Source organism: Acidiphilium sp. 34-64-41 (genome assembly GCF_002282635.1).
In the GTDB taxonomy this organism is placed as follows: domain Bacteria; phylum Pseudomonadota; class Alphaproteobacteria; order Acetobacterales; family Acetobacteraceae; genus Acidiphilium; species Acidiphilium rubrum.
On record NZ_NCJX01000035.1, the window covers coordinates 1 to 22,101 of the forward strand.

At 62.9% G+C, this 22,101-nt stretch carries 19 protein-coding genes and 1 pseudogene; 13 read left to right on the plus strand and 7 right to left on the minus strand.

What is annotated here, in order from left to right; translation table 11 throughout:
- Positions 1-345 precede the first annotated feature (345 nt).
- The gene (locus B7X49_RS09360; protein WP_286704248.1) at positions 346-576 is read left to right on the plus strand and encodes a hypothetical protein; all 231 of its coding nucleotides are present in this window, start codon (positions 346-348) and stop codon (positions 574-576) included.
- A gap of 123 nt (positions 577-699) precedes the next feature.
- On the opposite strand, the gene B7X49_RS09365 is transcribed toward B7X49_RS09360, so the two are convergent.
- Positions 700-1,638 carry a helix-turn-helix transcriptional regulator gene (locus tag B7X49_RS09365; protein ID WP_286839105.1) on the minus strand — a complete coding sequence of 313 codons (939 nt, stop codon included), beginning with the start codon at positions 1,636-1,638 and terminating at the stop codon, positions 700-702.
- A gap of 113 nt (positions 1,639-1,751) precedes the next feature.
- Between B7X49_RS09365 and B7X49_RS09370 the strand changes: the two genes are divergently transcribed.
- The 4 genes and pseudogenes from B7X49_RS09370 to B7X49_RS09385 all read left to right on the plus strand — a co-directional run.
- Positions 1,752-3,317, plus strand: a complete 1,566-nt coding sequence (locus B7X49_RS09370) for an APC family permease (protein WP_286704250.1) — start codon at positions 1,752-1,754, stop codon at positions 3,315-3,317.
- 8 nt (positions 3,318-3,325) lie between these two features.
- On the plus strand, positions 3,326-4,105 hold the full coding sequence (locus B7X49_RS09375) for an SDR family NAD(P)-dependent oxidoreductase (protein ID WP_286704251.1): 780 nt from the start codon (positions 3,326-3,328) through the stop codon (positions 4,103-4,105).
- Between the two features lie 11 nt (positions 4,106-4,116).
- The gene (locus B7X49_RS09380) at positions 4,117-5,358 is read left to right on the plus strand and encodes a D-arabinono-1,4-lactone oxidase (protein ID WP_286704252.1); all 1,242 of its coding nucleotides are present in this window, start codon (positions 4,117-4,119) and stop codon (positions 5,356-5,358) included.
- 133 nt (positions 5,359-5,491) lie between these two features.
- Positions 5,492-5,686: pseudogene (locus B7X49_RS09385) on the plus strand (hypothetical protein); the annotation flags it as partial.
- Positions 5,687-6,004: 318 nt separating this feature from the next.
- Here B7X49_RS09385 and B7X49_RS09390 read toward each other — a convergent pair.
- On the minus strand, positions 6,005-7,297 hold the full coding sequence (locus tag B7X49_RS09390) for a DUF5666 domain-containing protein (protein ID WP_286704253.1): 1,293 nt from the start codon (positions 7,295-7,297) through the stop codon (positions 6,005-6,007).
- Positions 7,297-8,124: a DUF6502 family protein gene (locus B7X49_RS09395; RefSeq protein ID WP_286839109.1), complete on the minus strand. Its 828-nt coding sequence runs from the start codon at positions 8,122-8,124 to the stop codon at positions 7,297-7,299. Before B7X49_RS09395 ends, B7X49_RS09390 begins: the two co-directional genes overlap by 1 nt.
- 219 nt (positions 8,125-8,343) lie before the next feature.
- Between B7X49_RS09395 and B7X49_RS09400 the strand changes: the two genes are divergently transcribed.
- The 7 genes from B7X49_RS09400 to B7X49_RS09430 all read left to right on the plus strand — a co-directional run bounded on the left by B7X49_RS09400 (position 8,344) and on the right by B7X49_RS09430 (position 16,473).
- The gene (locus B7X49_RS09400) at positions 8,344-9,117 is read left to right on the plus strand and encodes a hypothetical protein (protein ID WP_286704254.1); all 774 of its coding nucleotides are present in this window, start codon (positions 8,344-8,346) and stop codon (positions 9,115-9,117) included.
- 197 nt (positions 9,118-9,314) lie between these two features.
- On the plus strand, positions 9,315-10,637 hold the full coding sequence (locus tag B7X49_RS09405; protein ID WP_286704255.1) for a glycosyltransferase family protein: 1,323 nt from the start codon (positions 9,315-9,317) through the stop codon (positions 10,635-10,637).
- A complete protein-coding gene (locus tag B7X49_RS09410; RefSeq protein ID WP_286704256.1) occupies positions 10,634-11,953 on the plus strand; it encodes a glycosyltransferase in 1,320 nt (439 codons plus the stop codon). Before B7X49_RS09405 ends, B7X49_RS09410 begins: the two co-directional genes overlap by 4 nt.
- Positions 11,848-13,197 carry a glycosyltransferase family 4 protein gene (locus B7X49_RS09415; protein ID WP_286704257.1) on the plus strand — a complete coding sequence of 450 codons (1,350 nt, stop codon included), beginning with the start codon at positions 11,848-11,850 and terminating at the stop codon, positions 13,195-13,197. The genes B7X49_RS09410 and B7X49_RS09415 overlap by 106 nt, the downstream gene beginning before the upstream one ends.
- On the plus strand, positions 13,194-15,011 hold the full coding sequence (locus tag B7X49_RS09420) for an ABC transporter ATP-binding protein (protein WP_286704258.1): 1,818 nt from the start codon (positions 13,194-13,196) through the stop codon (positions 15,009-15,011). Before B7X49_RS09415 ends, B7X49_RS09420 begins: the two co-directional genes overlap by 4 nt.
- Positions 15,008-15,847, plus strand: coding sequence for a hypothetical protein (locus tag B7X49_RS09425; RefSeq protein ID WP_286704259.1), 840 nt, complete (start codon positions 15,008-15,010; stop codon positions 15,845-15,847). The genes B7X49_RS09420 and B7X49_RS09425 overlap by 4 nt, the downstream gene beginning before the upstream one ends.
- A 2-nt stretch (positions 15,848-15,849) precedes the next feature.
- Positions 15,850-16,473: a histidine phosphatase family protein gene (locus B7X49_RS09430; RefSeq protein WP_286704260.1), complete on the plus strand. Its 624-nt coding sequence runs from the start codon at positions 15,850-15,852 to the stop codon at positions 16,471-16,473.
- Between the two features lie 88 nt (positions 16,474-16,561).
- Here the strand turns inward: B7X49_RS09430 and B7X49_RS09435 are convergent, their stop codons facing one another.
- From B7X49_RS09435 to B7X49_RS09450, 4 genes are all read right to left on the minus strand, one after another.
- A complete protein-coding gene (locus B7X49_RS09435; RefSeq protein ID WP_286704261.1) occupies positions 16,562-17,239 on the minus strand; it encodes a MotA/TolQ/ExbB proton channel family protein in 678 nt (225 codons plus the stop codon).
- A gap of 38 nt (positions 17,240-17,277) precedes the next feature.
- Positions 17,278-17,664 (minus strand): c-type cytochrome, encoded by a 387-nt coding sequence (locus B7X49_RS09440; protein WP_029313738.1) that lies wholly within the window; start codon positions 17,662-17,664, stop codon positions 17,278-17,280.
- Positions 17,665-17,759: 95 nt separating this feature from the next.
- On the minus strand, positions 17,760-20,117 hold the full coding sequence (locus B7X49_RS09445; protein WP_286704262.1) for a TonB-dependent receptor: 2,358 nt from the start codon (positions 20,115-20,117) through the stop codon (positions 17,760-17,762).
- A 280-nt stretch (positions 20,118-20,397) separates the two neighbouring features.
- The gene (locus tag B7X49_RS09450) at positions 20,398-21,597 is read right to left on the minus strand and encodes an acyltransferase (RefSeq protein WP_286704263.1); all 1,200 of its coding nucleotides are present in this window, start codon (positions 21,595-21,597) and stop codon (positions 20,398-20,400) included.
- Positions 21,598-21,969: 372 nt separating this feature from the next.
- Between B7X49_RS09450 and B7X49_RS09455 the strand changes: the two genes are divergently transcribed.
- Positions 21,970-22,101 (plus strand): transposase (locus B7X49_RS09455; RefSeq protein ID WP_286839119.1); only part of this gene is annotated, 132 nt, incomplete at its 3' end.

A 22,101-nucleotide genomic window follows, 5' to 3' on the forward strand; every position in this document is an offset into this window, starting at 1 on the left:
GAAGCCCAACTCGCCGCCATCAAGCGCAAACCACGTCTCGTGCAATCATTCTTCAAAGCACCAAATGTCGCCTATATTACCGACTGCTGAGTAATGGCCTGTTTCGGGCGTCTTCCCCCCTCCCCTCCCCCGATAACCCCCCGAATAATTGCACTACGCGCGATAATATGCGTTATCGTAGCTTAGAAATACCGGAAGAAAACCCGCCTGCGGACCGCCAGCTAGACGGCAAACTTCAGAAAATCTTGTGTCATCTCTGCAATATGGACACCATGAATTCGCGCACCATCGCAGTCCAGCACCAATATCAACGCAGAGCCTCGTTAAGGAAAACTGACAACCGTCTTGTTCGACGTCGACGACGCTGAGATCGGCGAGGTCGTCGATGATCTGCTGCTATTCTGGCATGGGGTCTTTGCGCTTCGCGACAGGCACAAGCAGTTCATGCCGGTGAATGAGGGCCAGAATTGTGCAGAAAATGCCCGCGGATCGCGGCGTCGGTGGTCACCTGAGCGGGTGGCTGTCAAGGTCTTGATGACGAAGAAGCTTTGCTCGACCGAGAGGAGCTGGCGATAGCGCAGGCCCACCGCGAGGGGCGAGAGCTTCATATTAGTTCGCAGCACGAACAGCCCATCGCAGACAGTGTCTGCCTCGACCTTTCCGTATCGGTGGCTAAGCCGGCGCGGTCGGAGGACACATTCATATCGTGTCGCACATAAACAGGCTCTGGATGAAACGGCTGAACAACTCGCTCTGGCTCGAAATTCCTAGTCTGCGGTAAATGTTCTTGCGATGGATCTTCACCGTTCCTTCCGTCGTTCCGGTGATGGCACTGATCGAAAGCGTACTGTGTCCGCGTAGAATAAGTTGAACGATCCTCCGTTGCTGATAAGTCAGAGCGTTGTGGGCGAACCGGCTGAAGGCAGCTTCCAGTGCTCCACCGAGCACGACACCCAGCACGCCGCCGTCCGCTTCATCTTCGATTTGTCGCCAATGGCTGCGCACCGCCCCGCGTACAATCGGCTCCAGCGCACGGAGCCGGCTCATTTCGAACTCGTCGAACATCTGCCGCCCGGTTTTGCGCATAAGCGAATACGCCGCGGTGAAGCCGCAAGGCAGGGGCACCAGAAATCCGATCTCCTCGACTAGAGATCCTGGTTCGAGTGAAACGCACGGGTGAACGTCTGCCGCGCCGTAGAAATCGGATTGAAAGAAATCATCCGGCGCTAGCTCCCGCATTCGCCATAACCCAGGAAGATGCCCCTGCACGCTGGCAGTGTAGAACGGATCAAGCAGGTAGGCGCCCCTCAGATAGGCATCGAGTGCGGCGGGCGTGGCATGCGTACCGTAACCGTCGTGAAGCAAGCGGGGTGGACTCCCAAAGGGATAGCCGAAAATCACCGACAGATCGAAATCTGCGACTTCTCGCAGCATCCTGTCGAGCGCCAGCGGCAATTCCGGCGTCCCGATGTGCCCGATAATCGACGCGACACTGTCAATTGCCGGTACCCCACCGCCATCCAATCTCCCTAGCTTCGTCAATGCCCCCCCCCCCCGTTTAGCCGGATCAAGCGGCACCGTTACCGACCGCCGGCATATCTCTTTCGGGATATAGCTGATCCATCGCACCATCGTCATAAATTTCGATTACTATAACCCGTCGTTCGCAATGCGGGATCGCTTCAGGAAGGCTCACGCTGCTGCCTGCGCAGAACCGATACGGTATCGTGGCACTCATTGGGAGACCGGGTATGTCAGAAAGTCCAGCTGAAAAGAGCATTATCGACCAGGATACCGCAACCTTGCACCAGTTGGGTTACGCCCAGGAACTTGCACGCAGGATGCGAACTTTCCAGAATTTTGCAATTTCATTCTCGATTATCTGCATAGTTTCCGGCGGCATCAACTCGTTCAGCCAGGGCATCGCGAGCGTCGGCGGTGGTTCGATCGGCATCGGCTGGCCCTTGTCATGCTTGTTTTCCTTGTTCTTCGCCATCGCGATGGGCCAGATCGGCTCCGCCTACCCGACAGCCGGCGGTCTCTACCATTGGGCCTCACTGCTGGGCGGCCGCTTCCTCGGCTGGATCACCGCTTGGTTCAACCTGATTGGACTGATCACCGTCCTCGCCGCCATCAATGTCGGCACCTATCTGTTCCTGCTTGGGGCAATAGCGCCTGCAATCGGAGTCAACACCGCGGCTCTGACCCCGGCCACTCCTACGGCCTACAGCATCCTCGTCCAGACCCTGATCGTCGGCAGTATCACCCTCAGCCAAGCCATATTCAATCATCTCGGCATCAGACTGACCTCAAAACTCACGGATTTCTCGGGCTACCTCATTCTGGCAAGCGCACTCGGCCTGACCATCGTCCTTCTAGTATTTGCGCCGCATCTCAATTTCTCCCGCCTATGGACGTTCACCAACTACAGCGGCAAGGCAGGCGGCGGCACCTGGCCGCATACTGGCAATCTTGTCTATCTGTTCCTGCTCGGCCTTCTGTTGCCCGCCTACACCGTCACCGGGTTCGACGCTTCAGCACATACCGCCGAGGAGACGATCGATGCCGCCCGCTCCATTCCCCGGGGCATGATACACTCAGTCGTGTGGTCCGGCCTGTTTGGCTGGCTGATGCTCTCTGCAGTGATCCTCGCGGTGCCTAATATGAACCAAGCCGCTGCCCAAGGCGGCAACGCCTTCTTCTGGATCATGGATCACGTCGTTCCGCCAACGCTCAAGCTTCCACTCTACATTGCAATCGCAATCGCTCAGTACCTTTGTGGCCTCGCCACCGTGACCTCTGCGAGCCGCATGGTTTTTGCCTTCTCACGCGATGGCGGCCTCCCCGGTTCGAGATATCTGCGCAAGGTCAGCCACAGCTTCCGTACTCCGATGGTAGCGATCTGGGCGGTTGCCTTGCTGTCCGTCGCTTTCACCATCTACGCTCCGGTTTACACCACGATCGCGGCGGTCTGTGTCATTTTCCTCTACATCTCCTATTTGCTGCCAATCGTCGCCGGTCTGTTCGCCTGGCGCCGCAGCTGGACCGTAATGGGTCCATTCGATGTGGGCATGCTCTATCCGGTAGTCGCGGTACTCGCCATCATCGGTGCTGCCGTTCTTTTATTTGTCGGTGTCCAGCCGCCGAACAATCAGGCGCTGACAGTCACCATCGGCGTCCTCGTGCTGACCACGGTGATATGGTTCGGTTTCGAGCGCAACCGCTTCCAGGGGCCGCCGATCAGCCGTGAGCAGATCGCTGCGCGCGCCGCGCTGATCGCCTCCGAGGAACGAGCCATCGCAGGGAGCGGCGACTGATCATGGTCATGAAAACTCAGACGACAGGTCGCCTAGTCGGTAAGACCGCCCTGATTAGCGGTGGTGCCGGCGGGTGTGGCCGCTCCGCAGCGGAACTGTTCGCGCACGAAGGGGCCAGGGTTGCGATCGTCGACCTGCCGCACAGCGACGGTGAAGCCCTGGCCGCCAAAATACGCGAGGCAGGCTACGAGGCGGTGTTCGCGGCGGCCGACGTTTCGAACGAGGAAGAAGTCGGTCATGCGGTTAACGCTGCTGTCGAAGCACTTGGCCCGATCACGGTCCTGTTCAATCATGCCGGCTCGCTCATCGTTAAGCCCTTCCTCGAAACGACCGCCGCAGAATGGGACCGCCTGATGGCTGTCAACGTGCGCAGCATGTTTCTGATGACTCGGGCGGTTCTGCCCGGCATGATCGCTGCGGGAGGGGGTGCAATCGTCTGCACATCATCAATTTCGGCGGTGGCGGCCACACCCGGCGAGGTGCTCTATGATACGACCAAGGGAGCCTGCCACATGTTTGCCCGCGCGATCGCAGTCGAATATCGGGACCGCAACATCCGCTGCAACGCAGTCTGCCCGGGATTTATCAAGACCGCTCATGGAGAGCGCGAGCTTGAACTTCTCACCGGAATCGGTGTCGATGTCTCTGAGTCTGCTATCGCCGCCCAGCAGGGGCGCATGTGCCGCCCCGACGAAGTTGCGCGTGCCGCCCTCTTTTTGGCCAGCGACGAGGCGAGTTTCATCTCGGGTACCCATCTCTTCGTGGATAACGGTTTTACCGCAATCTGACTGGACAACCTATGGTGGATTTCGACAAAGGTGGGCTCTGGCGCAACTGGGTCGGCAACCAGTCGTGCATCCCGCGCTACAGGGCCGCTCCCGCCAGCGAGACCGAACTCGCCGAACTGGTGGCAAAAGCCAGCGCGAGCGCGCTGAATGTTAGATGCGCCGGATCGGGTCACTCGTTCACCCCGGTCGCACTCACCACAGGACTGATGCTGACCCTCTCCGGTATGGCCGGGATCCGCAGTATCGACAGCGCTCGCCTGCGTGTGACCGTCGGTGCCGGCACCCGGATCGGCGCGATCGGCGAAGCTCTCAAGGGAGCGGGTCTGTCCTTGGTCAATCAGGGCGATATCGACACCCAGGCCGTCGCAGGCGCGCTGTGTACGGGCACCCATGGGACGGGTGCGGGATTGTCCAACATGGCCTCCCAGATCGTCGGCATGCGGCTGGTTCAGCCCGATGGTTCGATTCTGACGATCGACGAAACCGAACCCGATCAGCTGAACGCTGCGCGTGTCGCACTTGGCACGCTCGGCGTCATCTCGGAGCTAAGCCTCCAAGCGATGCCCGCCTACAACCTCCACGAACGGCTCTGGCGCGACGATTTCGAGACCTGCATGGCACGGTACGACGAACTCGCGGCCAATTATCGCCATTTCAGCTTCTTCTGGTGCCCAGTGTCAGAAAGCCGTCACCTCTATTGCCTGCCCGATACATCCGCAGTCTCCTCGACCGACAAGAGCGCCGACGTCTGCGAAATGAAAACGATGGCGATCACCGAAGGGTCGCCGATGCAGAATGGCTTCGAACGCATCGCCTACAGCTCCGAAATCTACCCCATCGAATACGTTCCCAATTTCCACGAACTCGAATACGCAGTCCCGGCCGCGCACGGAAAGGAAGCGTTGCGCGAAGTCCGTCACCTTATGCTGACGAAGCACACCAACTGCATCTATCCGATCGAATTCCGCTTCACCGCCGGAGATTCCGGGTGGATGAGTCCGTTCTATGAACAAGACAGCGTCACGATCTCTGTCTCCGGCGGCCCCGGAATAGACTACTGGTCCTATCTGCACGATGTCGACATAATCCTCCGCCGCTACAATTCCCGTCCTCACTGGGGAAAAATACATTTTCTTGATACTGATGACGTGACCGCACTTTACCCGAAAGGTGAACAGTTCCGAAGGCTGCGACGCCAGTTGGATCCAAACGGGACGTTTCTAAACGATCATCTCCGCACATTGTTCGAATAGAGAAACCAGGGACTGCGGACGACCCAAATTCTTGCAATATGTCCGCAACTTAAGCGGGTACCACCCTCATATCGTCTGGCTCCCCCCGCAATATTCCTTGGTCGATATCCAAATGCGCAGCCAGCAAGACCCTGAGTCTCCCGGCCATGCCCAGAGATTCCTCTCCGCCCATGACCAGATCGCCAACTTATTCCGCCCCGAGCTTCATCGCCTCACCGCCAGATCCTTCCGCCAGGCCAGAGCCGACGCCCTCTCGCTCGGGGCTGTCAGTTTCCCTGAAAGGGCCCGGCGGGCCGCCGGCGGCGTTGGGGATGGCCCTGGTGCGTGAACATTTCGGATCGATTGAGACCGAAGGCTGCGACCCGGATCACCACTTGGACCGATCGCGCGGCGGGAACAAGCTGATCCTCGATGGTCAGCGTTTCCAGACCGCCGGCGTGACAACGAGTCTGCCGTCGGCGCAGACACGTCGGACACTTCCATAAGCGCCGCGCGTACGCTTCGATAAGTTGCGACAGTAAATGGAGCCACGTCAGTTCGGACTGAGGAGGCGCACGAAGACGCCACCATTAACCCACTGGAACGCTAAAAATACAGCGCCCTTCGTCGACTCTACCGTTGCGGGTGTGGTGGCGCGAGTGCGGGCTTAATGGTCGGGCTGAACGTCGATTTCGGGCGGGTCCACGTGGGGGCTCGGGGTATCGATGTGAGGCGGGCTAATGTCCGGCTGTTCGATATCGGGGGTTGGGGCGACCGGTTCCTCGACTTCGGGAGGCTCGATTTCGACTGGCGCACCGACATCGTCAGGCGGGGTGATCTCAGTGTCCGTGCCGGTTTGCGGTTCTGCGATATCGTTGCCCGGTTCCTGGCTTTCGGTTTGCGTGGCCCCTTCCGCGTGGCTGGTGCCGGGTCCCGAAAGGTCCGGGGCAACCGGCGTGTCGATATCGATATGGTCGATGGCGATGGTGTTCGGCGCGGTAACGCGGCCATCGATTTCGACGGATGCCAGACCGCTGAGGTTGACTTTGGGTGATGCGCCGGTTGCGACCATGCCGTCGGCCGCGACGATGCGACCGCCATCAGTGGTTCGAAAGTAGTTCTGCACTTCGACCCGGGTGCCCGGCGCGCCAAGGGCTATGGGCTGGCGGGTCAGGCTGGCAGCGCGCAACCCCGCCTCGGTCATGGTTCCGGTAACGGCGACGCGCTCGCCTGGCTGCAAGCCGGCGGTGAGGCCGGGCGGCGCGCTGATCGGCGTGCCGGCCACAGCAACGATGCCGGATTTGACGGCGGTGACCATTGCCTCGAGGCGGAACCTGTCGCTTGGCGCGAGCACCGAGACACGTTGGGCCGCCCAATTGCCGTTCGACAGGCGCTGCGCTGCGACGGCGACTGTATCGCCCGGGCGAATGTCGGCGAAGGGTTTGCCAAAAGTCGCCGCGACCACGCGCTGGCCGAGCACGGTGAAGGCGCTGCCTTGGCCGGAGACGGCGGTGACGCGCCCGATGATGGCATCACGCACTGAAATGCTCAGCGCGAGCCCGCTGTGCGGCCCGGTGATGATGCCATGTACCTTTGCAATGTCGCCGATCCGCAAGGCGGCGACCGGTACGGCGCCGCCATCGATCGTGACCAGGGTCCGCCCGGAGATGGCGTATTCGCGGCCGTTGACGAAGACGGAGCCGAACCGCTGGATCGGGCCGTACCCGATGATCGGTGCGGCGCGCCCGCGGACGCCGGTTCCACCGATGCCGCCGGTTTCCTCGCCGGATGGCGTGCGGATGCCCGTGCCGCCGATGCCGCCGGTTTCACCGCTGATGCCGGTGCCGCCGATACCGCCGGTTTCCTCGGCTTGGGCGTGGCCTGATGTGGGGGTTGCCGTCCAGGCCGCGATCAGCAGCGCGACCAGGGCAAGACCGCGGTTGACCCTTGGTTGGTGCATCACGGTCGGTCCTCGGAATCGGTTTCGTAATAGTACACGCCGAGGCGCAGGCGGCGCAGAGATCCGGCCGCCGGCGTTGTTTGCGCATCGGTATTGGCGAGGTTGCTGTCCATCAGGCGTTCGTTGGCCTGGCGCAGCAGGCGGTCCGCCATGTCGGCCAGGATCGGGCGGGCGGCATCCAACCGGTCGGCGCGGATGGCGTTGTGGAACAGGGCGCGCTCGATGAACGGCGTGTCCGAGCCGGACAGGTTGTGAAACGCGCTGCGCAGATGATCACTGACGTTCGAGGCCAGGAAGAGCATTTTCTCGCGCGGCGCGGCGGGTGTGTAGGTAGGGCGCAGCAGGCGGAGCCGATCGTCGGTATCTTGTTCGACGACGCCGGCGCGGAGCAACTCCTCGATCACGGTGCGGGCGCGGACATCGATTTTTGCGGCGCGGAGCAGATCGTCGAAACTGGTGGTACTGCCGTCGCCATGCACGGCGAGCGGACTGGGTTCGCCGGCGGCATTGCGGAACGCCGGGGCGGACACCCAGGTGGCGACGGCACGGGCGGCCATGTTGATGCCGGCCATCGGGTCGCGTTCGGGCGGGGCGGGCCGGGTGGTTTCCTCGCGCAGGCGCTTGACCTCACGGCGGTTGATGCCGGTGACCAGGCTGATCTGGCTGTCGGTTGCGGCTTCGTCGCCGGCATGGGCTTTCAGGGCTTCCTCGACGAAGATGCGCTTGAGGAGGTCGCGCATGGCGATGTAGCCGATGCCCCGGCGCATCAGGTAGGTGATCAGCGGGTGCAGGACGCGCCGCAGCATGGTTTCGAGGTCAGGCTCCATAAGGCAACACTCATGACAGTCGCTTGTCGTGAACTCAATCGGGTTAGCACCTCAAGCCGGCTATGCCTCATGGCATCCGTTGGAGTGTGTAACTTTTACCCACATACACGATTTCGGGGGAAGTTCAAGTTTTTGCGTGATTGTGCAGCCATTGAAACGACATGATTTTCGTGAATGTATCGCATCAGTAGCAGATCCGCTGGGAGAAATTCGGGTTCGATGGTGTGGCGCGCGCTTATTCTTCTCGTGCTGGGTCTGGCGACCAGCGCGGCGGGCGCTGTGGCACAGGCGGCGGCACCAGGGCCGTTCCGCATCAGCCTCGAGCCATCGTATTTCGCGGGGCGGTTCGGTACCGCGCATGGATTTCGGATCTACGACCTGCCGCTCGCAATCATTTATCGCAAGGACCGACTGCGGGTCCGTGTTGAAATACCCTATGTGGCGGTGGCAGGGGCGGGGCTGTTGAGCGGCGGCACGGTGCTGCGGGGCGGCCGTGGCACGGCGTTGAGGAGCGGAGTGGGCGACGTTTGGGTCAGCGCGCAGTACCGGGTGGTTACCGCACAGAGCTGGCGCCCAGCGGTCAAGCCTCTGATAAAAATCAAGATTCCCCTTGCCTCGCGGACGCGGGGACTTGGCACCGGGCAGGTCGATGCCGAGTTGGGCAGCCGGTTCGATTGGCGGATCGGCACGCGGATTTTTCCCTACGCCGAGATCGGCTATCGCATCAATGGTCGCACCCATGGCCTCAGGCTGCGCGATGCTGTGACATATCAGCTTGGCACCAGCATCGCCCTGGCCCACGAGCAATATGTCACCGCCGTGTTCATCGGACATAGCGCGTTTCAGTACCGTGTCGGCCCGACCGACTCGATCGTTGCGGCCTACAACATCACGCTGAATTCGATCTGGGGCCTGGAGGCTTATGTCGATCGTGGCCTGACCGCGAATAGTCCGGCGGTCGGCCTGGGTTTTGGCGTGACAGCCGGCTTCTGACCCGCCGGATATATTCACCTTACTGAAATAATTATGGATTGCTGCTTCCGGCGCGGGGAGCTTGCGCGCGACGGAACCAACTGGACGCGCGCGTCATCGGATCCTCATTAAAAACCGCTTGACCGTGGAACTTTATCCCACGATAACCTACCCACGATCATAATTGGTGGATGGGCCTTCCGATGAATCATTCTCTCATGGCTGACAGTGTCCTGCGTGAAGCAATGTCGGTCCCGGCGCCGTTCGATCGGCGCGCCATCCCCACCGACGGCATCGCTTCGCCCGCGCGGATGCCGCATCGCAGGATCAAGGTCCTGCTTTATTCGCATGACACGTTCGGATTGGGGCATCTGCGCCGCAATCTGGCGATCGCCGATCGGTTGCTGGCGCAACAGGGCCGGTTTTCCGTGCGTCTGCTGACCGGCTCACCCGTGATCCATGACTGGAGCCTGCCGCGCGGCTTGCAGGTGCAGCCGTTGCCGCCGGTCGTGAAAACCGGTGCGGAGCATTATCGCTCGCGCGATCCGCGATCGAGCTTCGCAATGACCAAAGGCTATCGCGAGGCGCTGATCCTCAAAGCGGTCTGGCGCTACCGGCCGGATGTGTTCCTGGTCGATCACGCGCCGGCCGGCATGAACGGCGAGTTGCTCGCGGCGCTCGCGCTGATCCGGCGCGAATTGCCGGCGACCCGCACGATCCTGGGGTTGCGCGACATTCTGGATGCGCCGGACACCGTCAAGGCGCTCTGGCACGAGCAGGAAATCCCCGAATTGCTGGACCAGGCGTATGACGAAATTTTCGTCTATGGCAGCAGGGCGCTGTTCGATGTGGCGGCCGGCTACGGCTTGGGTGGGCGGATTGCCGAGCGCGTGCATTACTGCGGGCATGTCGTCGCCGCGCCGGATGCCCCGTGCCGCATCGCCGGCGCGGGTCGGCAGGCGATCTGCTGGACAGCGGCGAAAGCGGCAGGGCGGCCGGTTGCGTTGGTGACCGCCGGCGGCGGCGGCGACGGGTTTTTTCTGATGAGCGCTTATATCGAGGCGCTGAACCGCATGCCGGCCGGTGCGCTGCATTCCGCCATCGTCACTGGCCCGCTGATGCCGCACGCACAAAAGGCAGCGCTGCTTCTGGCTGCCGGCGGGCGCGACGACATCGAACTGATCGACCACACGACCGACCTGATGCCGAGCCTGCGCGCCGCCGACCTGGTGGTTGCGATGGCGGGATACAACACCAGTGCGGAAATCATCGCGACCCGCAAGCGGGCGATCCTGGTGCCGCGCGCGGCGCCGCGCGCCGAGCAACTGATGCGGGCATCGCTCCTGGCCGGGCTCGGCGTGGTGCGGGCGATCGTTCCCGGTCCTGATCTGGCCGGTGATCTGGCGCGTCTGCTGCCGCAGGTCATGGCGGCGCCGCCACCGCCGGCCGCGGTGTGGGCGGCGCTCGACCTTAATGGCGCGGAACGGGTTGCCACTCATCTGCAGGCCATGATCCCTGCCTTGCTCGGGAGCGCATCATGAACGCCGTGGCCGCCGCGGCGATGGGCGCCGGGCCGGTCGCGTACATCATGAAGCGTTATCCGCGCCTGACGGAAACCTTCATTCTCAACGAGATTCGCGCGATGGAGCGGCTGGGGGCGGATCTGCGGATCTTTTCGCTCCTGCCGCCGGAGCCGCCGCCGCATCACCCGATGGTGGCCGAGGTGCGTGCGCCGGTGCGCGCGGTGCCGATGGCGGGTGCCTGGGTCGACCTGCTCCGTGCGCATGGCGCCGCGATCAGGACCGCGCCGCTGCGCTATGCCGGGGCGTTCGGCCGTGCCGCGTGGTGGTCGGTGCAGTCGCCCACACCGCTTTCGGTCTGGAAACAATTCACCCGCGCCGGGTTTGTCGCGACGGCCTGCCGGCGTGACGGCATCCGGCATATCCACGCCCATTTCGCCAACGCGCCCGCGGCGGTCGCGCGGTTCGCCAGCCTGATGTCGGGGATTCCGTTCAGTTTCACCGCCCATGCCAAGGACCTTTATCTGACGCCGAAGCAGGTGATCTCCCGGCGGGCGCGGGCGGCCAGCTTCGTTGCGACCTGCACCGGTTATAATGCGCAATATCTGCGCGATCTGCTCGGCGCGGCCGAGTCTCACAAGATCAACCTGGTCTATCACGGCATCGATCTGACCCATTTTTCGGCCCGGGCAGCGATCGGGGCAGCGATCGGGGCGGCACCGATCCCACTCGTTCTCTCGGTGGGGCGGCTGGTTCCGAAGAAGGGTCATGACGATCTGATCGAGGCCTGCGCGTTGCTGCGCGATGCCGGGGTGGCGTTCCGCTGCATGATCGTCGGTGCCGGGCCGTTGCACGCGGAACTCGCCGCGCTGATCGAACGGCACGATCTGGCTGGAACGGTGACGCTCGAGGGGGCGATGACCCATGCCGCCCTGATCGACCTGTATCGCCGCGCCACGCTGTTCGCCCTGGCACCGCGGATTGCCGATGACGGTGATCGCGACGGGATTCCGAACGTGATCGCCGAAGCGATGGCGATCGGGGTGCCGGTGGTGTCGACCGATGTATCGGGCATCCCCGAAGTGGTGCGCGATGGCGAGACCGGTCGGCTGGTGCCGCCGCGCGATGCCCGGGCCCTGGCCGATGCCATGGGCCGGCTGCTGGCCGATCCTGATCAGGCGCAGGCGCTGGCGGCTGCGGCGCGCGCCCTGCTCGAACGGGATTTCGATTTGTGGACCACGACGACGCGGCTGCACGGGCTGATGGGCTGTGCCGATTGCGCCCCGGCCGGCACCGGGTTGGTCTGCACCGCGCCGGCGGTGGCGGCGGCGGGATGAAAATTCTGTATTTCAATCCCGACCGCGGCGTGCCGGTGCTGGGTGACAAGGGCGCTTCGGTCCATGTGCGGTCGTTCGTGACCGCTGCCGCACGGCTCGGCCATGAGGTGGTGCTCGCCTGCACAACCGCTGGATCGGGCAATCCGCCGCCGCCGGGGCGGCTGATCGAACTGCCGGCGCGAACCGATGACGCGCGGCTGCGGGCCGAAGCGATGGTGCGCGGGCTGCCCGGCACGGCGATCGATGATCCTGTGGTCCGGCGCGAGCTGGCGCGCCTCGCGCATGACCGGGCCGTGCGGCTCGCCTTGATCGCGCAATTGCGGCGGATCGGGTTTCAGCCAGACCTGGTTTACGAGCGCCACGCCTTGTTCAGCCGGGCCGGCGTGCGGATTGCGACCCATTTCGGCGTGCCGCGGCTGCTTGAGGTCAATGCGCCGCTGATCGAGGAGCAGGCGCGGTTTCGTGATCTGCGACTGATCGATGTGGCGCGGCGCGCACAGGCGGCATCGTATCGCCGGGCAAATGTGGTCATCGCGGTGTCCGAGGCGGTGGCGCAGCATGTGGCCGGTGTACGCGGCAATGCCGCGCATGTGCATGTCCTGCCCAACGGCGCCGATCTGTCGCGGTATCGGGCGGGCGGCGATGGTGCGGCGTTGCGGGCGCGGCTCGGGATCGGCGCGGCCCCGGTGATCGGCTTCATCGGCAGTTTCAAACCCTGGCATGGGGTGGATTTTCTGTTCGACGTGTTTGCCGCACTCGCGCGCAGCCGCCCGGATGCACGGCTGATTGCGGTCGGGGACGGGCCGGATCTTGCCGCGCTGCGTGCCCGCGCCGAGCAACTCGATTGCGCCGGGCGTATCATTCTGCCGGGCCGGGTGCCGCACGATGATATCGCCGATTGGCTGGCGGTGATGGATGTGACGGTGGCACCCTATCACGACCAGCAGGATTTTTATTTCTCGCCGCTCAAAATTGTTGAATCACTGGCGGCCGGACGCCCGGTGGTCGCACCCGGCATCGGCCAGATCGCGAGCCTGATCGCACCCGAGGTGACCGGCATCCTGTATCCGCCGGGCGATGCCGCGGCCTGCGAAGCGGCGTTGCACAGACTGATCGATCAGCCGGCGCGCCGCCTCCGCATGGGTGAAGCCGCGCGCCGCGCCGCCGCCGTGTGGGACTGGACCGCCGTGGTCGCCCGCGCGCTCGCCCTGGCGCCGCTCAGGCAGCGGGAGTTGGTGCAATGACCGCGCCCGCCCGACCCAGCCGGCGCTGGTTAGTGACGTACCTGAGGCCGGAATGGCGGGCGCTGGGTGCCGGCTCGGCGGTCATGGCGGCGCGGGCCTGCGTGTTGCTGGCATTGCCGTGGCCGCTGAAATTCATCATCGACAACGTCATTTTCCAACGCAAATTGGCTCCGTTGCTGCACGGCGTGCTGCCCGATCCGGTCGCGCACCGGGTGGAACTACTCAACCTGCTCGGGCTTACCATGCTCGGGCTCGGCGCGCTCGATGCGCTGCTGGTATTTGTCGGCAACCGATTGTTTCTCGATGTCGGGCAGCGGGTGGTGTTTCGGGTCCGCTCCGATCTATTTGCGCATCTGCAACGTCTTTCGCTCGATTTTCACCGTCGCCAGCGCGGCGGCGAATTGATGGCGCGCCTGTCGGGCGATGTTCGCCAGTTGCAGGATTTCATCGCCGCGGTCGGCATCGATCTGCTGCCGCACGGCCTGACGATCATCGGCATGGCCACCGTCATGCTGCTGATCGACTGGCGGTATGCGCTGCTCGCGCTTTCGGTCGCGCCGATCCTGTTCCTGATGGCACGGTTCTACGCCGACCGGCTGCGCCAGCGGTTGCGCCAGGTGCGCCGCCAGGAGAGTACCCTGTCGGGTTTGACGCAGGAAATTCTCGGCGGCGTCCAGGTGGTCCAGGCATTCGCGCGCGAAACCCACGAGGATGCCCGCTTCGGCGAGCAGGCCGGCAAGAGTCTCACGGCCAGCCTGCAGGCCAACACGGTGCAGGCGCAATTCGGCCCGGCGATGAACTTCATCATCGCGGTCGCGACCGGCGCAATTGCCTGGTACGGCGCGATTTCGGTGATCCAGGGCACACTGACGCCGGGTGAGCTGTTGATTTTCCTGGCGTATCTGCGCGGCATCGCGACACCCGCGCGGCAGTTCGCCAAGACCGGGCGGATCTTCGGCCGTGCGTCGGTGGCGTTGGAGCGCATCGGCGAATATCGCGCCGAGCAGCCGAGCATCGTCGATGACCCGAACGCCGTGGCGCCGGAGTCCTGCGCCGGGCGGGTGGAATTCCGCGCGGTCGGGTTTGGGTACGGCGCGGCGCGTGACGTGCTCCACGATATTTCGTTCACCCTGGAGCCGGGCCGCACGGTGGCACTGGTCGGTGCGACCGGTTCCGGGAAAAGCACCATCGCGAGCCTGATCCCGCGGTTCTACGATGCGGGAAGCGGCAGCATCCTGCTGGATGGCAGCGATATCCGAACCCTGCCGCTCAACTGGCTGCGTCGCCAGATCGGGCTGGTGTTGCAGGAGCCGCTGCTGTTTCAGGCGCGGATTTGGGAAAACATCGCCTATGGCATGGCCGGTGCCGGCCGCAGCGAGGCGATCGCGGCGGCGCGCGACGTGGGGGTTGACGATATCATCGAGCGCCTGCCCGGCGGGTTCGATGCCGTGGTGAACGAGCGCGGGCTGAATCTGTCCGGCGGCCAGCGCCAATGCGTTGCCATCGCGCGGGCCATGCTGTGCGGCGCGCCAGTGGTCATTCTCGATGAGCCGAGCAGCAGCCTCGATGCGGCGACCGAGCAACGGCTGATGAGGGCGCTCGAACGGCTGGCATCGCAGCGCGCGGCGTTGGTGATCGCGCATCGTCTTGCCACGGTCATGAATGCCGATCTGATCCTGGTGCTCGACCAGGGACGGATCGTCGAACGCGGCAGCCATGCCGATCTGCTGGCCGCCGCTGGCACGTACGCCACCCTCTGGCATGCCCTGCGGGAGATCCCCGAACCACCGAAACTGCGATTGGTATCCCCATGACCATGCCTGCACGGCCTGATTTCGTCGTCACACTGTCGGGTGTGGCGCTGGCGCTCTGCGCCATGGTGGGTTCGGCCCATGCCGATCCCTGGATTCCCGCTGCCGGCGATGGCGTCGTCAAACCGATGGTCCGGCTGTTCGATTCCAGCAGCGCGTATTCCGCCAGCGGCTTCACCACCGGCACCATCCCGGCCTCGACCCAGCAGGAGACGCAGTTTCGCGTCACCGGCTCGGCCGGGATCGGGGATGGATTTTCGATCGAGTACGATCTGCGCGCAGGCCGCTTGCGGAGCGCACGCATCAAGCACCACCGGTCGATCGCCCAGTCCGGATCGGGGCTGGAGGACCAGACGATCGGGCTGAACTACGGCCTGACGCAGACACCGGATTTCGCGGATTCGGTAACCCTGAACGTGGTCTTGCCTACCGGTTCGACCAGCGCCGCACCCGCGCTCGGCGCCGGTCATTTCGCGCTGGAGCCGGATGTGCAGGCGGGTGTGATCGATGGCCGGTTCAGCGCCACGATCGCCGCCGGGGCGCGGATTTTCCCCGACAGCGGTGTGACGCAGCTCCGCAGCACCGTGTACGCGGGCCTGCGCGTCTGGCCCCGGCTGTCGGTGTTCGCGACCGGCTTCGTGAGCCGCACCATCCAGCAACCGAAAGCGCTGCGGCTGACCGACCAGGCCGAGGTCTACAACATCGGTCGCGTCGGTGCCGGGGTGACGTACCGGTTGAGTGCGATGCTGCGGCCGTTTTTCGAATATGAGACCACCATCGCGGGCCAGGGCATCCATGCGGGACGCCGGATCGTGGTGGGCGTGGCGATCCGGTATTGATCATGACCGATATCGCCCCGCCGATCCTGCTCGCGCGGCATGGCGAGACCGCCTGGACGCGGGCGGGGCGTTATCAGGGGCAGAGCGATCCGGCCTTGTCGCCTGCGGGTGTCGCGGAGTCCGAGCGCCTCGCGGCGACCCTGCGTGGTGGCGCGATTGCCGCGATCATGTGCAGCCCGCTGCTGCGCGCGCGCCAGACCGCCGGTGCGATCGCCGGAGTGCTCGGGCTGCCGGCGCCGCAGATCGATCCGGACCTGATCGAAATTGCCTATGGCGATTGGGAGGGGCTGACCCAGGCGGATGTCAAATGCCGCTGGCCAGCGCTGCTGCGTGCATGGAAGCACGCGCCTGAGACCGTGATGTTTCCGGGCGGCGAAACGCTCGGCGCGTTGCGCATGCGGGTGCGCCGCTGTCTTGGCACGTACAGTCTGCCGGCCTCATCGGGTGCGGTTCTGTTGGTGACGCACAGCGCCTGGATCAGGATTGCCGTGATCGAGGCGCAGGGCCTGCCGCTCGCCAGCTTCCGGCAGGTGCCGGTCGCGACCGGCTCGGTGCAGCCGCTGTTTTTCCATACCGCTCGAGCTCTTGCGCAACGAACGGAGACCGTATCATGCGGATCGCGATAATGGGCGGCTTCTATGCCGGGCCGATCGAGCGGCAGGCTGGGGTATCAAGCCCCTGGAACCAGGGGCGGACCGGCCGCGGCACGTGCGATCAGGCCTGGCTCGGCTCGGCGGCGCGGGCCGCCGGGTTCGGACGGACCAGGGGTATCAGCGTGGTGCCGTCGGTGCGGTTGAGGATCATGGTCTTGATGGTTTCCAACTGATGCAGGATCAGTCGGATCTGGTTCGACAGCAGGTTGAACGCGGCCAACCCCAGCATGGCGATCAGGATGCCGAAGGCGGTCGCAACCAATGCATCCGCGACGCCGCCGGTAACCTGCGCCGGCGCATGGCCCGGCTTGGCAAGAACCGAGAAGGCATGGAACATGCCGATGATGGTGCCGAACAGGCCAAGCAGCGGCGCCAGGGTGACGATGGTATCGAGAATCCATAACCGCCGGTCGAGCCGCGGTGCGACCAGCATGATCGCTTCGTCGATCCGCTGACCCATCACCGCCGCGTCGGACACCGATTGATGATGCAGCGCGGTGTCGAGCAGGGGGGCTTCGGGCTGATGGCCCGCGAAATCGCGCAGGGCGGCCAGATCGTTGGCCGCAAGACTACCCATCGCGCTGATGCGTGCAACGATTGCATCGCCACGCATGATTGCGCGGCGCAGATGCCACAACCGATCGAGCGTGACGCCGGCGGCAATCAGGAACAGGATCGCGAGCACATACAGCACGCCATCCGAATAGTTTGCGAGATGGATGATGTAGGCGATCGTCATGTCACGGACTCCCGGCGTTCGCTCGATCGGCTCACCGCTCAGCGGGCCTTGGGCGAGATTGATTTCAGATAAGCAATCACATTCAGCCGCGCGGTGGCGCTGCGCAGGCCGCTGTAGGGCATGGTGGTGCCATGCACGTAGCCGCGCGGATTTTGCAGGAACAGATCGAGCGTTTTCGCGTTCCAGCGGATATGCGCCGCCTTCATCGCCGCCGAGTAGCGATGCCGCGGCGCGCTGCCGGACATTCTGCCGTACACGCCGGCAAGCGTCGGGCCAAAGCGATCGACGCCGGGCATATTGCTATGGCAGCCGGAGCACTGGTGCAGATACACTTCCTTGCCGGCGGCGACGTTGCCGGTGGTTTGGGCCGATGCGGCACCGATGGCGAGACCGGCGGTCAGTGCGCCGGTGATGATCAGTTTCATGTTGTTTTTATCTTTCGGTTGATGATGGCGAGAGTGTCGGGCGTCGTCAGACGACAAGGACCAGGGCCCCGCAACCCTGGCCCTGGTTTCGATGATCAGAATTTCGCGGTGAGCGAGGCGAGATACTGGCGTGGTGCGCCAGGCTCGGCCAGAACCGCGCCGGCACTGTTGCCGCCGAGATAGCCGCCGCTCGACACGTAGGCATTCGCATTGTAGCGCGCGCCGAACAGGTTGTTGATGTTGAACGACAGCTTCAGGACTTTCACGGCACTGGAAATCGACCGCGGCACCGGAATATCAGCGCTCAACGAAATATTCGCGACGTTGAAGGCCGGCAGTTTTTGGTGTGATGTCTGATCGGTCAGGTTGTTGAACAGATGTTGCGAGCCGGTATACTGATCCAGAAACCCGAGGTCGACCAGTGTGGGTCCGACGAACATCCGGTAATTGATGCCCGCGCTCAGTGCCACGTTGGGGTTATAGGCGATCGGCGTATTGACCAGCGGCGTGCTCGCCCCGGAGGGTAGATACGAGGTGAACAGGTTGTTGCTGAAACCGACATTGGCAAACATATTCCAATGGAAATTCGGATCGGCGGTGGCTGCGATGTTGAAGCCCTTGAGTGCCGCATTGGCTGCGGCGAATTTGGTCAGGGCGATGTTGGTGAAATAGGTCGCGATCGTTTCGTTGCTGAGCGTGTCATGGAAGTAGTTCACGTTCAGCGTGGCGTGATTGAGCACCGCGACATGGTCGAACATCATCTTGGCGCCGATTTCATAATCGACGCTCTTGATCGGCTTGAGCGATGCGATGTCGACACCGCCGGCGTTGCCGTTGTTGGCGCCGAACCCGTTATCGGTCGGGTTCTGATATGAAATCGCGTAGCTGCCGTACAAGGCACCCCATGGCACCGGTTGATAACGCACGCCAACCGAAGGTTCAGGGTTGGTGAAGGTCTTGTGAGCATTCGGCGACAAGGTTGTCGACAGCGGGTTGTTGTACGCGTTGTTATAGAAATCGGTCTGATACTCGACACCGGCGAGCCCCGGCGTGATTTTCAGTCCAGGGATCGGGGTAATCGTGTCCTGCACGAACGCATCGAGGAAGGTGTTGTACAAGGTGAAATTGGAAACCTGGGCCGGGTTGGTCTGGGTGATTCCGAGTGCCTGATTATAACCGACGTAAGGCGACACATAGCGCTGATTGATGAAATAGCCACCGAGCTTAATATCGTTGAACGGCAATTTCCAATCGAGATAGGCGCGATCGCCATATGTATTCGAGTTCGGATTATAATATTCTGTATTGGCTGAACCCTGTGCCTGCGTACCGTAGTTGATGGTCCGGTAATGAACGCGGGCGCCGTGGCGGAACCATGTGATATTGTGGAACGTCAGGTCCGGCGCGAGATCGAGCGATAATTTGCCGTACAGCATATAATCGCGGACTTGCAACGTCTTGAACCAGACGTTCGGCACGCCGGCGCTGTAGAAACCGCTGGTCGGCTGGCTGTAGAGTTCGCCGGTCGGCGCGCCGGTCACGGTGATGCCCGGGATCGGCTGGGTCGGGATGAAATTGGGGCTGGGGCGGTGCTCGACGTTGTTGTCGTCATAACCGCCAAAGCTCAACCGGCCACCCTGAAACACGTGGGTAACCTTGCCAAGAAACGCATTGGACTGTGCTGGTGCGCCATAACTGCCCGCGGTGGTGCCGGTGCGGAAGGTATGATTGCTAGCGTATCCGCCGGCGAACAGCACACTCCAGCCCTTGTGCAGGCCGGAATTGGCGATGAAATGGCTGCCGAACGTTACGTTGCTGCCAACCACGCTGCCGACCTCGAATTGCGGCTTGGGCGTCGGCTGCATCGGTACGTAGTCGATCGTACCGCCGATACTGTCGAACCAGCGCGACGCCGGATTGCCCGGGCCGTTGATCACATTGATGCCGCCGATCAACTGGATGATCGGAATTTCGTTCGAATCCCACTGGCCGTTGTGCGAGGTCAGGTTGTTCATCGGAATACCGTCGAACAGCACGGTGATGCCATTGCGCTCGACATCGCCGTTGACCGAGGACCAACCCACTTTCACACCGCGCAGCGTGACTTCGTAACGTGCCGTCGCGGCGGTGCCACCATACCCGCGCACCACCACGCCCGGTGCGAGCGATACCGCCTGGCCGGCACCGCCGGCTGGCCCGATCGCCTTGATCTGCTGGCGCGAGATCACCGCCTTGGTCTGCGTTGAGGTGAAAATCTGTTTCTTCGTCAGTGTATGATCAGCTTTTTTGAGCTGTACCGCGGAAGAAGTTGCCACGCCTTGTGCCGAAACGGTGCCGGCATTCACGGCCTGGCCCATCGCGACCGATGTGAGTGACGCGACGCTCACGGTAACCATCAACGCCGCGCGCAGCCCCGCATCCGCGCGGGTTTGCATCGAAAATCCCATGCTCATAAAGCTCTCCCTGTTTGTGGGACAAAACCGTCCACCACCACTCCGTTGCGTAACGAAGTGGTAACAAGGGCTGCTTAGTCGGTGAGCGCAGGACTGTGTGTGAAACTTCCACGAAAGTATTGTGACAGAAATAATTCGAAAACGTTATGTTGGCCGGCCGCTTGGGTGACCCGATGTCCGATGACCCTTTCAGGAGGTCCGGGTTCGATCGCTCCTGTGTTCGGCGCGCGCCGGAAGGTGACTGATTGCAGTTTCGAACAGTGACCGATAACAACGGGTTTTACCGACGCGGCTCGGCTGATCGTTCTCCGTCTGCGGTCTGCCGCAGCGGCAAGTCATCTGCCGGGGGGAACACAACGCGTGCCAAGCGGCTGAGCGCCGCGCACCAGCGCTGATCGGCCCAGGCTAAGGGAACGGCGCAAGCCAGGGAGACGAGGACAGTAACGATCACGGCGAGCGCCACGCCATCGGTCCGGCCGAAAAGGCTGGCGCCGTGCAGAAAACTCGCTGCCCCAAGCGAGAGTAGAATCGGTTCATGAACGACATAGATCGGAAAGGATAAAACACCGATCCGGACAGCCCATCGCCGCGACAGCATCCGGTAGAACGGGGCGTACCCCAAAACCGCAATCATGACGGCGACCGCCCCGCAATCCCACACATAATGATTGGAATCGCCGGAGGGCAGGATCGCTCGCACCGGCGCATAGACCAGAAAATTCTGCGAACCCCGAAACCCGAACGTGAACAGCGCGAGGCCGATCAGAAGCCATGCGCCGGTGCCGTTCAGTCGCGGCAACAAGCCCGCCTTGAAAGTCAGGGCGAGCGCCATTCCGCAGAGAAAATCACCCAGGTAGGTGAAGGGAAAATCCGTACCGGTGATGATAATGCCGCCGGCCAGCAGGATCATCTGCAGCGCCCAGTTGCGCAACGCGAACATCAAAGGCGCCAACAGGAATATCGCAATGCTACAGAATAATTCGATGCGCATGGTCCACAGGGCCGAGTCGAAACGAACATGGCCCAGCGTGAAAACGGAAATCGCACCCTCACGCAGAGCGCGATACCAGGTGAGCGCATGCGACGTCTCGATCGGCGAATTGCCGTGGGTGACCAGCCACGAGGCGTGCGTGGCGCGGCCGGCGATTGCGTAGGTGTTGCCGGATAGTTTCATCAGGAGCCAGGCGAACAGGCACGCGGTAATCGTCATGCCAGCCAGCCGTGGCCACCGTTTGAAAATCGACGTGGCAGCCCGGCGCAGGCCGCCACGTCGTGAAAAAGGCAGCGACAACACGAAACCCGACAGCACGAAAAACATACTGACGGCGGCCCCGCCGTTGACCAATCCGGTGGTGAACTCGCGCAAGACCTGTCCCGGTGCGTCGCCACCATGGATGACCTGTGGCGCGAAGCCCAGAAAGCCATGATAGACGACAACTATGACCGCAGCGATCCCCCGGATGGCCTCAAGTGGAATCATGCGCCCGGGCGGTTGCGCGTCAAGACTATCGGTAGACTGCATCGGGGTAACATAGGGACCCGATGCCGCGTTTGTTTTTCCGAAACATGATGGAAGTGTTAGATTTCTCTTCAGGATGAGCCTGCTTCATCTGCCGCGCGATCCGGCTGACTGCGGCCTCGACATCCGCCGAGCCCCGCGTATCCTGGAAAGCGAGAGTGAGCGTGACAGGCACGTCCTGCGGGCCAAAAATGCATTGTCAGCAATTCGGCAAAATGCAGGACGCCCTGATTATCTCTCGCAATGCGCTCCAGATCTTCGCGGACTGCGGCGGCTCCGGTTTTTTGGACAGGTGTTTAAGCTAAGGCTGGCCGGTGGAGAGAGGAGCCAGAGATGGGTGTGAAGAGGAAGCAGCACGGGGCGGAATTCAAAGCTCGTGTGGCGATGGCGGCGCTGTCGGGGGAGAAGACCCTGGCGGAGTTGTCGGCTGAATTTGGGGTTCATGCCACGATGATCAGCGCGTGG